Source organism: Glycomyces sp. NPDC047010 (assembly GCF_040644205.1).
Lineage (GTDB): Bacteria > Actinomycetota > Actinomycetes > Mycobacteriales > Micromonosporaceae > Glycomyces.
Genome location: NZ_JBEYVY010000008.1, coordinates 38,235 through 52,905, shown reverse-complemented (window position 1 = coordinate 52,905; position 14,671 = coordinate 38,235). Strand labels below are relative to the sequence as shown.

General features: G+C 72.0%; 12 protein-coding genes. 10 read left to right on the top strand and 2 right to left on the bottom strand.

Features of this window, described 5'->3' with window-relative positions; genetic code table 11:
- The first annotated feature begins 5 nt into the window (after nt 1-5).
- From AB0A65_RS17315 to AB0A65_RS17270, 10 genes are all read left to right on the top strand, one after another.
- Nucleotides 6-806 carry a hypothetical protein gene (locus tag AB0A65_RS17315; RefSeq protein WP_359952269.1) on the top strand — a complete coding sequence of 267 codons (801 nt, stop codon included), beginning with the start codon at nt 6-8 and terminating at the stop codon, nt 804-806.
- Between the two features lie 2 nt (nt 807-808).
- Nucleotides 809-3,634: an FtsK/SpoIIIE domain-containing protein gene (locus tag AB0A65_RS17310; protein WP_359952268.1), complete on the top strand. Its 2,826-nt coding sequence runs from the start codon at nt 809-811 to the stop codon at nt 3,632-3,634.
- 44 nt (nt 3,635-3,678) lie between these two features.
- Complete coding sequence (locus tag AB0A65_RS17305) at nt 3,679-4,344, top strand: hypothetical protein (RefSeq protein WP_359952267.1); 666 nt, start codon at nt 3,679-3,681, stop codon at nt 4,342-4,344.
- A 96-nt stretch (nt 4,345-4,440) separates the two neighbouring features.
- A complete protein-coding gene (locus AB0A65_RS17300; protein ID WP_106366748.1) occupies nt 4,441-4,995 on the top strand; it encodes a hypothetical protein in 555 nt (184 codons plus the stop codon).
- Nucleotides 4,996-5,599: 604 nt separating this feature from the next.
- Nucleotides 5,600-7,447, top strand: coding sequence for a phosphoenolpyruvate carboxykinase (GTP) (locus AB0A65_RS17295; RefSeq protein WP_359952605.1), 1,848 nt, complete (start codon nt 5,600-5,602; stop codon nt 7,445-7,447).
- 64 nt (nt 7,448-7,511) lie between these two features.
- Nucleotides 7,512-8,279, top strand: a complete 768-nt coding sequence (locus tag AB0A65_RS17290; protein ID WP_359952266.1) for an isoprenyl transferase — start codon at nt 7,512-7,514, stop codon at nt 8,277-8,279.
- Between the two features lie 122 nt (nt 8,280-8,401).
- The gene (locus tag AB0A65_RS17285; protein WP_359952265.1) at nt 8,402-8,944 is read left to right on the top strand and encodes an RNA polymerase sigma factor; all 543 of its coding nucleotides are present in this window, start codon (nt 8,402-8,404) and stop codon (nt 8,942-8,944) included.
- Nucleotides 8,941-10,134, top strand: coding sequence for a hypothetical protein (locus AB0A65_RS17280; protein WP_359952264.1), 1,194 nt, complete (start codon nt 8,941-8,943; stop codon nt 10,132-10,134). Before AB0A65_RS17285 ends, AB0A65_RS17280 begins: the two co-directional genes overlap by 4 nt.
- 164 nt (nt 10,135-10,298) lie before the next feature.
- Nucleotides 10,299-10,856, top strand: coding sequence for a sigma-70 family RNA polymerase sigma factor (locus AB0A65_RS17275; RefSeq protein ID WP_359952263.1), 558 nt, complete (start codon nt 10,299-10,301; stop codon nt 10,854-10,856).
- Nucleotides 10,853-12,082, top strand: a complete 1,230-nt coding sequence (locus AB0A65_RS17270) for a hypothetical protein (protein WP_359952262.1) — start codon at nt 10,853-10,855, stop codon at nt 12,080-12,082. The genes AB0A65_RS17275 and AB0A65_RS17270 overlap by 4 nt, the downstream gene beginning before the upstream one ends.
- Nucleotides 12,083-12,140: 58 nt before the next feature.
- On the opposite strand, the gene AB0A65_RS17265 is transcribed toward AB0A65_RS17270, so the two are convergent.
- The gene (locus AB0A65_RS17265; RefSeq protein WP_359952261.1) at nt 12,141-12,695 is read right to left on the bottom strand and encodes an isochorismatase family protein; all 555 of its coding nucleotides are present in this window, start codon (nt 12,693-12,695) and stop codon (nt 12,141-12,143) included.
- A 157-nt stretch (nt 12,696-12,852) separates the two neighbouring features.
- Entirely contained in the window at nt 12,853-14,529 is a 1,677-nt protein-coding gene (ctaD, locus tag AB0A65_RS17260) for a cytochrome c oxidase subunit I (protein WP_359952260.1), read from the bottom strand.
- Between the last annotated feature and the right edge of the window lie 142 nt (nt 14,530-14,671).

Here is a 14,671-nt window from a genome sequence, read left to right as displayed (position 1 = left end):
CCCCTGTGGACGTCGCCGCCCTCGCCGGGAGCCTCAGAGCCCTCGCCGCCGACCTCCCGCTGCCCGCGCTCGACACGGCCGACCACTGCTTCGAGGCCGCGCAGACCGAGCTCACCGAGGCGTCGCGCGAGTCCAACGCCGAGGTGGGCCTCCACAAGCTCGGCGCCGCGCGCGAACGCCTCGCGGCGGCCCGCACCCGCCTCGGCGAGGCCGCCGAGGCCGTCGACGACTACCTCGCCGCGATCGGCGCCGGCGGCGCCGTCCCCGTGCAGGGCGGCACCGGGCCCGCACGTCCCGGCCCGTCCGCGGCACCGGCCCCTGTGGACCCGCGCCGGTGGTGGACCGACCGCGTCAACGAGCTGTGCGACCGCGACGGCGAGGCCGAGCCGGAGAAGTTCCCGCCCACGCGACTGTTCAACGAGCTGCTCAAGGCCGCGGGCGAGGGCAACGCCGACGCGTACTGCAAGCGCCTGCGCGACGCGGGCCCCGAGACCGGCGTGAAGCTCCCGGGCCTGGCGTGGCCGCTGGTGCGCAGCCTCGCCGCGGAGCACCTGGGCCGCAACCCGAACGCGAGCGACGTCCCGGGCCTGCGCGACAAGTGCCTCGCGAAGGTCCGCGCCCTCGTGCCGAAGGCGGAGCCGGTGCACGTGGCCGAGGCGCTCGCCTCGGCCTGCACGCTCGGGGTCGGCACGGGCGACGACGCGGCGCGGACCGCCGCGATCGGGCCGGTGCTCGTCGCCGCGATGCACCGCCTGCCGCGGCAGGCCCCCAGCGATGAGCGCAGCACGACCGACCGGAGGGCCTGACCATGAGCAGCTGGCGCAGACGACTGGTGGCGGCCATGGGCGACGAGCTCGGCCGCGCCCGCGGCGAGGCGCGGCTCCTCGCCGAGCGCACCGCCGAGCGGGCCGAGTCCGAGCGCGGCCGCGCCGAGCGGGTCATCGGCGACGCCACGCGCAAGCAGACCCAGTTGCGGCACATCCACGAGAAGATGACCGCGACCCTCCAGGCGCGCAAGGCCGCCGCCGTCGAAGGCGGCCACCGCGCCGCACTCGACGCCGCGGCCGCGGCCGCCCCGGCGGCAGCCGGGGCGCGCTGGGCCGAGTGGCGGCTGGAATCGGGGCTGACCCGCGGGGCGGCGCCGCTGTTGCGCGTCGGTCGCATCGCCGCCAGCGAATCGAGTATCTCTGAGGGGCCCTCCCTCCCCCCCAACCCACCCACCACCGCCACCACCTTGCCGGAGACCGCCTCGACCGGGCGCGCTCCGGTCGAGAGTGGCGATGACCTCGCCGCCACCGGAGGGATCCCCCCGGAAACCGCGACTGCATCAGCCGGCTCGTCCATTGTGGCAGGGGGGTACGACAATCCAGAACCCACAGTGACCGACACCTCACTCCCTGCGTTGATCCCGTTGCTCGACCGGTCGCATCTGCGGATCGATACCGATGCGGCGCATGCGCTTCCGGGGCTGCTGCTGCGGGCCGTGGGGGCCGTGCCCGCCGGGCTGGTGCGGTTGCACGTGTACGACCCCGAGCACCTGGGCAGGTCGCTGTCGGCGTTCGCGGCGCTCGGGAAGGCCGGGCTGCTCTCGTTCGTGGGCCCCTCCGGGCTGCGGGAAGAGCTGGACTCGCTTGTGGAGACCGTGCGGCGCGTGAACGCCGACGTGCTCGCCGGGGAGCACGACTCGCTCGCCGCGCTGGCCACCGCCACCGGGCGCAGGCCCGAGCCGTGGCGGGTGCTCGTGCTGCTCAACGCCGACCTCGCCGCGTGGCCCGCGCACGACCAGGCGCAGCTGGCGCGGCTGCGCCGCACCGGCGTCGCCGCCGGGGTGCACCTCGTCATCGTCGGGGACGACACCGCCGGACCCGCCGACCTGCCGCGCCTCACCGCGAAGGCCGCGACCGCACTGCCCGGCGCTCCCATCGAGCTCGACCCGGCGCCGCCGTCGACGACTGTCACCAACGCTGCAAAAGCCGTTGCTGAGAAGCACCTTGCCGGGAAGGAGCCCGCGCGGTTGGTCGATCTGCTGCCGCAGCGCTTGTGGAGTGCTTCCTCTGCGTCCGGGCTCCAGTCCGCCATCGGGGAGACCCCCGCCGGGGACGTCGCGAAGCTCAGCCTCGGCGACAACCCGCCCCACGCGCTCGTCGGCGGGCCCTCCGGGTCCGGCAAGACCAACCTCCTGTACGCGTGGATCGCCGGACTCGCCTCCGACTACAGCCCCGACGAGCTCGCGCTGTACCTCCTCGACTTCAAAGAGGGCGTCTCCTTCGCGCGCTTCGCCTCCGGGCGCCGCGACCCCACCTGGCTCCCGCACGTGCGCCTCGTCGGCGTCAACATCAACGACGACCGCGAGTTCGGCCTCGCGCTCCTGCGCCACCTCAAGGACGAGCTGCGCCGCCGCGCCGAGGCCGCGAAGGCCCACGAGGCCACCAAACTCGAAGAGCTCCGCGCCGCCGACCCCGGAGGCCACTGGCCCCGCATCGTCGCCGTCGTCGACGAGTTCCAGGTGCTCCTCGAAGCCCGCGACGCCGTCACCGAGGAGGCCGTGCAGCTCCTCGAAGACCTCGCCCGCCGCGGCCGCAGCCAGGGCATCCACCTCGTCCTCGCCTCGCAGGACATCGCCGGGATCGAGGCCCTCTGGGGCCGGCCCAGCCTCGTCGCGCAGTTCACGCTGCGCATCGCGCTCCCCAAGGCCCGCAGGGTCCTCGCCGAGTCCAACCACGCCGCCGACACCGTCGCCCGCTTCCACGCCGTCGTCAACGACGAGTCCGGCCACACCGGCGCCAACCGCGTCGTTGCCATCCCCAACGCCGGGCACGCCGACGCCTGGGAGCCCCTCCAGCAGCGCCTCTGGGAGGCCCGCCCGCCCGGCAACGAACCGCCCGCGCTCTTCGACGGCGACCACGTGCCCGACCTGACCGCGGGCATCCCCGCGCCCGACACCGCGTTCCTGGGCCAGACCATCGACGTCGCCTCCCGCGGCGCCGAGCTCGCCCTCCACCGCGCGCCCGGCCGCAACCTCGCGATCCTCGGCACCCGCACCACCGAGGCCGCCGACATCCTCGCCGCCGCCGCCCTCACCGCCGCCCGCGGCCAGCGCATCGGCGTCGACATCTGCTGCCTCGAACCCGACGCCGCCTCCTCCGCGCTGGCGCTCGCGGCCGCGCTGGAGACCGAAGGGGCCGAGGTCGACTGGCACGACGACCTCGACTCGGCGTGCAAGGACTGGGAGTCCCGCTGCGACGGGCTGCTGCGCCTCAACCTGTTCTACGCCGTGGACGCCGGGTCCGCGCGGCTCGACGCGGCCGGGTCGGCCCGGCTGCGGGCCATGCTCATCGACGGGCCCGAGCGGCACCTGCACACGCTCGGCTGGTGGCGGTCGGTGCCGCGCCTGCGGGAGGACCTGGGCGGGTTCTCCGCGCGGTTCGACGCCGTGGACGCGTGGCTCGCGCTCGACGTGCAGGGCCCGGAGCTGGCGCCGCTGTCGCCCGCCAGCGGCGGCCCCGCCTGGTACCCGCGGTCGCGGCGCGGCCTGTACTTCGACCGGGCCCGGCACCGGGTCCCGCAGGTCGTGATCCCGTACCGGACGACCGCGCTCCTGCCGAACCCGTCGGCCGTCCTCGACCTGCCCTAGGACCAGCACGAGCACTCGCGGGCCCGCCCGAGAAGGAGCACGCCATGACGACCGACACCGGATACGCCGGCGCCGTCGCCGCCTACCTGAAGGACCGCGCCGACGCCGACGCCGAGATCCGCGCCGCCGACGCCGCGTACAAGGACGAGTCCGGGCGGCTCAGTGCCGCCGTCGAGGCGGCCCGGACCTCGCGGGACGAGGCGAACCGGGCGTCGGTGTCCGCTGCGACGCTGGTGGCCGAGACCGACAAGGCCGTGGCGATCCTGTGGCGGTCGCTCGGGGACTTCGTGGGGCACCGCAGGACCGGGCCGACCCCGTCGGCGGGGGCACCGGACCCGGAGCCGGACGCCGAACGCGTCAGGATGCGGCTGGAGCGGTCCGGGCGGCTGCTGTCGCTCGCCCGGCAGGGTGAACTTCCCATCGAGGCGCCCCGCCACACGGAGGCGACCGCGGCGCTCATCGGCGCGGCCACGGGGGCGCTCGCCGTCGCGGTCGCGCTCGGGGTGCTGCACGCCGACGGGTCGGCGGTGCGGCAGGCGCTCGCCGCGCTGACGCTGTTCCTGGGCATCGCGACCGGGCCGATCGTGCTCGGGGTGTGGCTGTCGTGGCAGTACCGGGTGCGCCCGCGGCCGGGGCAGACGATCGCGTGCGTGGGCGCGGCGGTGTTCGCGGTGTGCGCGCTCGCGGGGTTCTTCATGCGGGGCCTGTGAACAGCGGGGTGCGCGACGCTTGCGAGCCCTCGATCGGCTCTGCTTGACTCGATGGGGTACACCTGGAGCGTTCCTGAAACGTGAGGAGACCCGTCAATGGCCGCCATCGACGACACCGGCTCGTGGCATTACGGCCCGCTGCCGTCCACTGACGACGCCCCGGCGTGGATCTACGGGATCGTCCCGGACGGCTGGATCGCCGGGATGCCCGAGGTCACCGTGGACCGCGACGAGATGATCATCATCTGCCCGCTGCCGACCCCGGACCACCCGGCGGACGCGACCGAGTCGGACCGCGCCGCCACCGAGGAGGGCCGGATCTCCCGGTTCCGGGAGGCGACCCGCGACATGCGGGTGCAGATCGCGCAGCAGCTCCAGTACCGGTACCACCGGCAGGCGTCCTGGGGGGCGCGCTGCGGGTCCACCACGATGGTCTTCACGCACCAGTCCCTGCCGGTCACGACCCGGCTGCGCCAGCCCGAGCGGCTCGTCCTCGACACGCTCGTCGGCTCCGGTGTGGCCGCGTCCCGGCAGGACGCGCTGGCGTGGTGCGTGCGCCTGGTCGAGCAGCACGCGGAGGACTGGCTGAAGGAGCTGCGCGAGGCGATGCTGAGCGTGGACGACCTGCGCCGCCGGGGGCCGTCGGTCTGACCTGAAGCACGGAACGGGCGGGGACGCATCGCGTCCCCGCCCGTTCTCGCGTGCTCATTTCATGAGGAAGTACACCAGCACGATCGCCAGGACCACCGCGAGCGCGACCGCGAACGCCACGACCCCGGTCTTGTTGCGGCCCTGCTGCCCTTGCGGTTCACGGTGCGCCATCGACGTCTCCAACGGTTCGACCCTACGTGCCTGCGGTAGATCGGTGCTGCTGTGCATCTTCGCCCAAGACGCCCCGCTGTGGGGGCGTTCGGGGCAAAAGCCGCCAGTCGCGGTTCCGTAACCGTTTTGCGGCGGCGATCTAACGCGCTCGTTCCATGATCGAAACCGAGCGCATTAGTTGAGAGCAACGGTCAAATTCGCGCCGCTGTGCTCGATCCTGCGCGGTGACGCAGAATGTGCAGGTATTTGTGATCGCTGCGAGCCCGAATGCGCACAAGATCAATGTCCGCAGGCGGCGTCCCTGTTCAACGGCCGTTCAATCACGCACGAGTTCCTGCGCGTTCGCGCCCGTTCCCGTAGCGTCCGAAGGACCGGCCCCGGCCGGAGCGCCCGCGTCCGTGCCCAGAAGCCGACCGAAGGAGCCACCGTGAGCATCGAAGTCGCCGCAGAACCCGCCGCGAAACACACCGCCGCCCCCAGCACGGGCCTCACCGACCCGCCCACCCGCCACCACCGGCTGCTCGCGTGGGTCGGCGAGGTCGCCGAGCTCACCGATCCCGACCGGATCGTGTGGTGCGACGGCTCCCGGGCCGAATGGGAGCGCCTGACCGGCGAGCTCGTCGCCTTCGGGACCCTCGTCCCGGTCCCCGCCAAGCCCGACTCGTTCCTCGCCCGCACCGACCCCGGGGACGTCGCCCGCGTCGAGGAGCGGACGTTCATCTGCTCCGAGGACCCCGAGGACGCCGGGCCCACCAACAACTGGACCGCGCCCGACTACATGCGCGAGACCATGACCGGCCTCTACCGCGGCTCCATGCGCGGGCGCACCATGTACGTCGTGCCCTTCTGCATGGGCTCCCTCGACGCCGAGCAGCCGATGTTCGGCGTCGAGCTCACCGACTCCGCGTACGTCGCCGCGTCGATGCACATCATGACCCGCATGGGCACCGAGGTCCTCGCGAAGATGGGCCCCGACGCCGACTTCGTCAAGTGCCTCCACTCCGTGGGAGCCCCGCTCGCCCCCGGGCAGGCCGACGTCCCGTGGCCCTGCAACGAGACCAAGTACATCTCCCACTTCCCCGGCGACCGCGAGATCTGGTCGTACGGGTCCGGGTACGGCGGCAACTCGCTCCTCGGGAAGAAGTGCTACGCGCTGCGCATCGCCTCCGCGATGGGCCGCGACGAGGGCTGGCTCGCCGAGCACATGCTCATCCTGCGCCTCACCAGCCCGCAGGGGAAGGTCTACCACGTGACCGGCGCGTTCCCGTCCGCGTGCGGCAAGACCAACCTCGCCATGCTCGAACCCACCATCCCCGGCTGGAAGGTGGAGACCCTCGGCGACGACATCGCCTGGCTCCGCTTCGGCGAGGACGGGCGCCTGTGGGCCTCCAACCCCGAGTACGGCTTCTTCGGCGTCGCCCCGGGCACCGACTACCGCACCAACCCGAACGCCATGCGCACCATCGAGAAGGGCCACACCCTCTTCACCAACGTCGCCCTCGACGACGACGGCGACGTGTGGTGGGAGGGCATGGGCGAGCCCCCGGCCCACGCGATCGACTGGAAGGGCCGCGACTGGACGCCCGACTCCGACGAGCCGTCCTCGCACCCCAACAGCCGCTTCTGCACGCCCGTCAAGCAGTGCCCGGTCCTCGCCGACGAGTACGACGACCCGCGCGGCGTCCCCATCGACGCGATCCTCTTCGGCGGCCGCCGCGCCACCACCGTCCCGCTCGTCGCCCAGGCCCGCGACTGGGTCCACGGCGTGTACATGGGCGCGACCCTCTCCTCCGAGACCACCGCCGCCGCCACCGGCAAAGTGGGGGTCGTGCGCCGCGACCCCATGGCGATGCTCCCGTTCATCGGCTACAACGCCGCCGACTACTTCGGCCACTGGATCGAGATGGGCAAGGCCGCCGCCGACGAGGCCCTCCTGCCCGAGGTCTTCTACGTCAACTGGTTCCGCCGCGGCGACGACGGCCGCTTCCTGTGGCCCGGCTTCGGCGAGAACGCCCGCGTCCTCAAATGGGTCGTCGAACGCCTCGAAGGCCGCGCCGACGCCGTCGAGACCCCCATCGGGTACTGCCCGACCCCGGGCGCCCTCGACACCGACGGCCTCGACCTCGCCGACGGCGACCTCGCCGCCGCCCTCAAGGTCGACCCCGCCGAATGGGCCGAGGAGGTCCCCCTCGTCGAGAGCTGGTTCGCCCGCTTCGGCGACCGCCTCCCCACCGTCCTGTGGGCCGAGCTCGACGCCCTCAAGCAGCGGCTCGAAGGGTAGGCCCGCCCCACCTGCGGAGGACACGGCCGGGGCCCGAAAAGGCCCCGGCCTACAATTGCCGGTTGTGGCGATCTCGAACCTGCTTTACCGGATATACGAGCGTCGGCTCGCACGCGAGCTGACCGGACAGCCGCTGCCCAGGCACATCGGCGTCATGGTCGACGGCAACCGGCGCTGGGCCCGCGACATGGGCCTCACCGACCCCAACGACGGCCACCGCGCCGGCGCCAAGCACATCGAGCGCTTCCTCGGCTGGTGCGACGAACTCGGCGTCGAGCACGTGACCATCTGGCTCCTCTCCACCGAGAACCTCTCCCGGCCCAAGGACCAGCTCGACCCCCTCCTCGACATCATCGACGAACTCGCCGGCGAGCTCTCCGACGACGACCAGCCCTGGCAGCTGCGCATGGTCGGCGCCCTCGACCTCCTCCCCGAAGACCACCAGAACGCCCTCAAACGCGCCCAGCAGCGCACCGCCGACAAGCGCGGCATGCAGGTCAACCTCGCCGTCTGCTACGGCGGCCAGCGCGAGATCGCCGACGCCGTCCGCTCCTTCATGCTCGAACAGGCCGCCACCGGCGCCAGCCTCGAACAGGCCGCCGAGGCCATCGACGCCGACTCCATCGCCCGCCACCTCTACATGACCGGCCAGCCCGACCCCGACCTCGTCATCCGCACCTCCGGCGAGCAGCGCATCTCCGGGTTCCTGCTCTGGCAGTCCGCGTACTCCGAGTTCTACTTCTGCGACTCCAACTGGCCCGACTTCCGCCGCGTCGACTTCCTCCGCGCCGTCCGCTCCTTCGCCACCCGCGACCGCCGCTACGGGAAATGACCGCCCGGCCGTAAGCGGCCCCTGAGAAAACCCCGAACCGGGCGGGACGCCCGGGCCCCCTCGTTCGTGTGGAGGGTGCGATCGACACGACCGCACCCCGTCCAACCGCACCGAGGAGCCGCATGGACGCATCCGCCGCCCTGGCGACCGCCCTGGACCGCGAACGCGCCGCACCGGACCGCCGCGCCGAGTTCGACGCGTTCTACGCGAACAACATCGGCCAGATCACCGCGCAGATCCGCGCCTACACCGGCGACCACGCCGAAGCCGAGGACATCACCGCCGAAGCCTTCCTGCGGGCCCTGACCCGCTGGAAGACCCTCAGCGCCTACGACAACCCCGCGACGTGGGTCCGCCGCGTCGCCTGGAACCTCGCCACGTCGCGGCTGCGCCGCGGCGCCTTCACCCGGCGCTTCCTGCGCCGCCAGCACGTCACCGACATCGAAGGGCCCCAACCGGACCGCGTCGACCTCGAACGCGCCCTCGCCACCCTCGGCGAACGCCACCGCAAGGCGATCGTCCTCCACTACATCGCCGGGATGACCGGCGCGGAGATCGCCGACCAGGAGCGGGTCGCCGAGTCGACCGTCCGCACCTGGCTCGCCCGGGGCAGAGCCGCGCTCGCCGAACGCCTCCGCATCGACGAAACCAAGGAGCAGCCGTGACCACCCCAGACCCGCTCGAAACCGTCTTCATCGACTACACCGACGACACCGCCGCCCAGGTCCGCGGCGCCGGCACGGATTCGCTGTGGCGCAAAGCGAGACGCCGCCGCATCGGCCGCACCGCCGCCGCCGGGGCCGCCGCCCTCGCGCTCCTCGCCCCCGCCGGCTGGCTCCTGGCGAACACCGCCGGAGCCGACGACCGGAGCGCCGCGCCGCCCGCCGCCGAGCAGACCACCGACGACGGGACCCCGTTCCCCGACGAGGACCCGAACACGATCTGGGAGGGCGACGTCCTGCCCGCGCCCGAGGAGATCATCGGCGCCGCGATCACCCTCCCCTCCTTCGGCTCCGGCTCCGACTGCCAGACCGAGGACGCCGTCATCGCCGACGGCACCTTCGCCCCGCCCGCCGAGGACGGCGCCGTCTACCTCAAGCAGCTGACGCCGGCGACCCTGACCGGCGTGCCCGGTACCGCGGAAGCGGTGGGCCTCTTCGGATGCGCCACCGGCGGCGACACGGCCCTCCAGGCCGTCGTTCTCACCGAGACCGAACTCGACTCGAAGACCTGGGAGGCCACACTGCAGCTCACCCGCTCCGAGCCCGGCCGCTCCCCGCAGCTCCTCTCCTACGACGGGGACGGCCTCATCGTCGGCTACGCCGAGCAGTACCCGGCCGGCGACGACGTCCCCTACTGGTTCGAGCTGATCCGCCTCGACGACGCGGGAGCACCGGCGGCCGAGCACCTCGGCGACCTCGGGACGGCCGGCTACGCCGACCTCGACGTGACCATCGGGGCCCAGCCCGCCGGCGAGGACGGCGAGTACCGGCTCACCGTGTCGGTCCGCAACGACGGGCCCCGGACCGCGATCGGGTACAACGTGTCCGTGTGCGGCATGGCCCCCGCCGACGTCGCGACCGACCTCGGGACCTCCGACTGCCTTGAGGGCGACGGGGCCGGGGTGCCCGTGCCGATCGGTGACCTCGCCGTAGGCGAGACCTTCAGCCACGAGTGGACCACCGTCGTCGACGTCGCCCAGTGGCAGGACGCCGTCGACACCGCCACCGACGACTCCCTCACCGGGCCGGTCTTCACCGCCACCGTCGACACCGGGACCGCCGACTCGGACCTCCCCCCGAACATCAAGGCCGCATTCGGCGCCCGGGTCGCGGACCTCGAACTCGCCCCGTAGAAGCACCTGTGCCGCAAGGCGTCCCCGCGAGCACCGACGCGGGGACGCCTTGCCCACCGCAAAGTGTGAACCAGAACTCCAATCTGGAGTGCGTCACTCCCGCGCCCCGGCTCGTGTATCTGATGCGGACCCCCAACCCGCAGTACCGTAGCCGAGGAGCCCCTATGACGCCCACCCGCGACAGCTCTGCTCCACCAGGGGAGGGAGGCGCCGCGGCGCAGCTGCTGCCCATGCGCGCCAGCCTCGAATTCGACGACTTCTACGCTGCCAACGTCCGCGCCGTCACCGGCCAGATCTTCGCCTACACCGGCGACCGGACCGAAGCCGAAGACCTCGTGGCGGAGGCGTTCTGCCGGGCGCTCGCCCGCTGGAAGAAGGTGCGCGAGTACGAGAACCCGACCGCGTGGGTGCGCCGCGTGGCCTGGAACCTCGCCACGAGCCACCTGCGCCGCCGAGGGGTCGTGCAGCGATTCCTCAACCGGCAGAGAGAGACCCACGAGACCCCGCCCGACGGGGACCGCGTCGACCTGATGCGCGCGCTCGCCGGCATCGGCGAGCACCACCGCAAGGCCGTGATCCTCCGGTACATGGCGGGCCTGACCGTCGCGGAGATCGCAGAGCAGGAAGGCGTCGCCGAAGCCACCGTCCGCTCCTGGCTCACTCGGGGGAAGGCCGCGCTCGCCGGCCGACTCACCGTCCAAGACGAGATGGAGCAGCGATGAGCACGCCAGACGAGACCCTCTTCGAAGAGGCCTTCGCCGAGTTCGCGCACTCCGCTGAGCTCATGGTCGACCCCGTCGACTCCGCCGTGATCCACGGCCGGGTGCGACGGCGCCGGACCACCAAGGGCGCCTTGGCCGCCGCGCTGGCCGCGCTCATCGTGGCCGTCCCGGCCGCGTGGTGGCTCCAGGAGTCCAACGGCGAGGAGGTGGACCCGCGGCCCGCCGAGACCTCCAGCGAGGAGTCGTCCGAGGACGCGACCACGCCCGCCGAGGGCGACACCGGCGCGGGGGAGGTCCCGCAGGGGCAGGAGACGGAGACCGACCCGGTCCTGCCGACGTTCGCGGACCTCGTGGGCGCCGAGATCGAACTCCCCGAGTTCTATCCGGGCCAGGGGAGCCTGAACGACATCTGCCCGGTGGCGCCCGCGACGATCAGCGACGCCGAGACCGCCGAGTACGGCGACGGGAAGATCCGGCTGCTGAAGCTCGTGCAGGCGCAGCTGGAGGACGGCGGCCCCACGGAGGCCGTCGCGCTGTTCGCGTGCACGCCCGGGGACACCCTGATCGCCCAGGCGGTGGCCGTGGCGGGCGACGGCGACGGCGGCTGGGAGGTCACCGAGGAGATCGCGCTCGGCGACCCCGGCTCGTTCCCGCTGCTCGACATCGCGCCCGCCGCGGTCACCGGCGTGCTCTTGCTCGTCCCCGAGCCGCACGGCTCCGACCAGTCGGGGCCGCTGGACTTCGACATCTTCCGGTACCGCACCGGCGCGGAACTGGAGGACGTCACCGAGTCGGCGTACATGTGGGGGATCACCGACCTCGCGATCGAGGTCGCGAAGACCGACAACGGCGACGGCACGTGGACGGCGAAGGCCACGATCACCAACGCGGGCGACCACGAGTCGCAGGGGTTCACGATCTCGATGTGCGCTGACCCGAGCCTGGAGGTCGAGGGCCTCGACGAGGCGACCGACTGCGCCGAGGGCGACTACTTCACCGCGGAGCAGGGCACGCTCGCGCCGGGGGAGAGCATCTCCGAGGAGTGGACGGTCACGCCGCGGCCGTTCGACGAGTGGACCGGCGACGAGCAGGCCGGCGGGGCGTACGTGACGGTGTCGATCCAGACGCCCATGTACGGCGTCGACTCGTTCGCGTTCGACTTCGACAACTCGAACAACTACGGGCAGATGGTGGTCATGCCCGACGACATGGGCGAAGGGGTCTGAGCGGACGGGAGCGGCCGGGGCGATGCGCCCCGGCCGCTCCGCCATGCGTTCCGGGGGGCTATTCGACGGCGACGCCCGCCTCCGCGAAGTCCTCCAGGGCCTTCGCGCGGGTCTCCTCGGCGACCGCGGCCGTGTACTCCAGGAGCACCGTCGTCGCGAAGCCCTCGGCGGCGGCGTCGAGCGCGGTGGCGCGCACGCAGTGGTCGGTGGCGATGCCGACGACGTCGACCGCGTCCACGTCGCGGGCGCGCAGCCACTCCGCGAGGCCCGTCTCGCCCGAGGAGCCTTCGAAGCCCGAGTACGCGGCCTCGTAGGCGCCCTTGTCGAACACGGCCTCGGCGAGCGAGTGGTCGAAGTCGGGGTGGAAGCCCGACCCGGCCGTGCCCACCACGCAGTGCGGGGGCCACGAGTCGCGGAAGTCGGGTTCGGCCGAGAAGTGCAGGCCCGGGTCGATGTGCCAGTCCCGGGTGGCGACCACGTGGTCCCACCGGCCCGGGGCGGCCTTGACGAGGTCGGTGACGGCCGCCGCGACGGCCGCGCCGCCCGCGACGGGCAGCGACCCTCCCTCACAGAAGTCGTTCTGGACGTCTACCACGATCAGTGCCCGGCTCATGCCGTCGATCCTAGTGACGGACGCGCCCCACCGGAAGTGCAGGCACGGGACTGCGCGTTAATTCCGCTTTGCCAGTAAAGCGTTGCCTTCATTCCGAATTGCGGGCAAAGCGAAGGCCCTGGAGCCGGGCTCCAGGGCCTTGCTGCGAGGTCGCGGGCTAGTGGCCCTTGACCTCCTTGACCAGGTGTCCCCACTTCTCGTCGAAGACGGGGCGCTCCGAGCGGATGCGCGGGAGGCGGTCGAAGTTGCGCAGCGGCGGCGGGCAGCTGGTCGCCCATTCGAGCGAGCCGCCGTAGCCCCACGGGTCGTTCGTCTCCACGACGCGCCCGGCCTTCCAGGACTTGAACAGGTTCCAGATGAACGGCAGCGTCGAGAGGCCGAGGATGAACGCGCCGATCGTGGAGATCATGTTCAGCGTCGTGAACCCGTCGGACTCCAGGTAGTCGGCGTACCGGCGGGGCATGCCCTCGGCGCCCAGCCAGTGCTGCACCAGGAACGTCGTGTGGAAGCCGATGAAGGTCAGCCAGAAGTGGACCTTCGCGAGGCGCTCGTCGTACATGCGCCCGGCGACCTTCGGGAACCAGAAGTACACGCCGGCGTAGACCGCGAACACGATCGTGCCGAACAGCACGTAGTGGAAGTGCGCGACCACGAAGTACGAGTCGGAGACGTGGAAGTCCACGGGCGGGCTGGCGAGCAGGACGCCCGAGAGGCCGCCGAGGAGGAACGTCACTAGGAAGCCGATGCTGAACAGCATCGGGGCCTCGAACGTCAGCTGGCCCTTCCACATGGTGCCGATCCAGTTGAAGAACTTCACACCGGTCGGGACCGCGATCAGGAACGTCATGAGCGAGAAGAACGGCAGCATGACCGCGCCGGTCGCGTACATGTGGTGGGCCCACACCGCCATCGACAGGCCCGCGATGGCGAGCGTCGCGGCGACGAGGGTCTTGTAGCCGAAGATCGGCTTGCGGCTGAACACCGGGAAGATCTCCGAGACGATGCCGAAGAACGGCAGCGCCACGATGTACACCTCGGGGTGGCCGAAGAACCAGAACAGGTGCTGCCACAGGATCGCGCCGCCGGTGTCGGCGTCGAACACGTGCGCGCCGAGCACGCGGTCGGCCATGACGGCCAGCAGCGCGGCGAACAGGATCGGGAAGACCAGGATCATCAGCAGGCTGGTGATGAGGATGTTCCACGTGAAGATCGGCATCCGGAACATGAGCATGCCCGGCGCGCGCATCGTCACGATCGTGGTGATCATGTTGACGGCGCCGAGGATCGTGCCCGCACCCGAGATCGACAGGCCCACGAACCACATGTCCGCGCCGATGCCGGGGGAGTTCACGGCGTTCGACAGCGGCTGGTACGCGAACCAGCCGAAGGACGCCGCGCCGCCCGGGGTGATGAAGCCGGCGACCGCGAGGGTCGAGCCGAACAGGTACAGCCAGTACGCGAACGCGTTGAGGCGCGGGAACGCGACGTCGGGGGCGCCGATCTGGAGCGGCACCAGGTAGTTGCCGAACGCGAACACGATCGGGGTCGCGAACATCAGCAGCATGATGGTGCCGTGCATCGTGAACAGCTGGTTGAACTGCTCAGAGGACACGATCTGGAGTCCGGGCTGGAACAGCTCCGCGCGGATCAGCAGGGCCAGGATGCCGCCGATCGCGAAGAACGCGAACGACGTCACGAAGTAGAGCAGGCCGATCTGCTTCGCGTCGGTCGTGCGGAGCGTGCGGGCGAGCCAGGAGCCCTTGGGCTCCCGTCGCACCGGCCAGGGACGCGCGACGATCGGCGTTGGCTCAAGCTTGGGCTCAACCGTGGTCACCTGTGGGCCTCCATGATTCATTTCCAGGTAGCGAACGCAGCATAGCCCCGTGAAACGCCGCCGACGCGGAGGGGCGCAGCCTCAGCGGCGTGGCGCAGCGTGACCGTTCGATGGGCGCTCAGTGGTTGTCGCAGGTCGACCA

Coding starts and splice junctions, on each gene's coding strand:
- AB0A65_RS17310 (WP_359952268.1), top strand. CDS start 809: ATGAGCAGCTGGCGCAGACGACTGGTGGCGGCCATGGGCGACGAGCTC.
- AB0A65_RS17305 (WP_359952267.1), top strand. CDS start 3,679: ATGACGACCGACACCGGATACGCCGGCGCCGTCGCCGCCTACCTGAAG.
- AB0A65_RS17300 (WP_106366748.1), top strand. CDS start 4,441: ATGGCCGCCATCGACGACACCGGCTCGTGGCATTACGGCCCGCTGCCG.
- AB0A65_RS17285 (WP_359952265.1), top strand. CDS start 8,402: ATGGACGCATCCGCCGCCCTGGCGACCGCCCTGGACCGCGAACGCGCC.
- AB0A65_RS17275 (WP_359952263.1), top strand. CDS start 10,299: ATGACGCCCACCCGCGACAGCTCTGCTCCACCAGGGGAGGGAGGCGCC.
- AB0A65_RS17270 (WP_359952262.1), top strand. CDS start 10,853: ATGAGCACGCCAGACGAGACCCTCTTCGAAGAGGCCTTCGCCGAGTTC.
- AB0A65_RS17265 (WP_359952261.1), bottom strand. CDS start 12,695: ATGAGCCGGGCACTGATCGTGGTAGACGTCCAGAACGACTTCTGTGAG.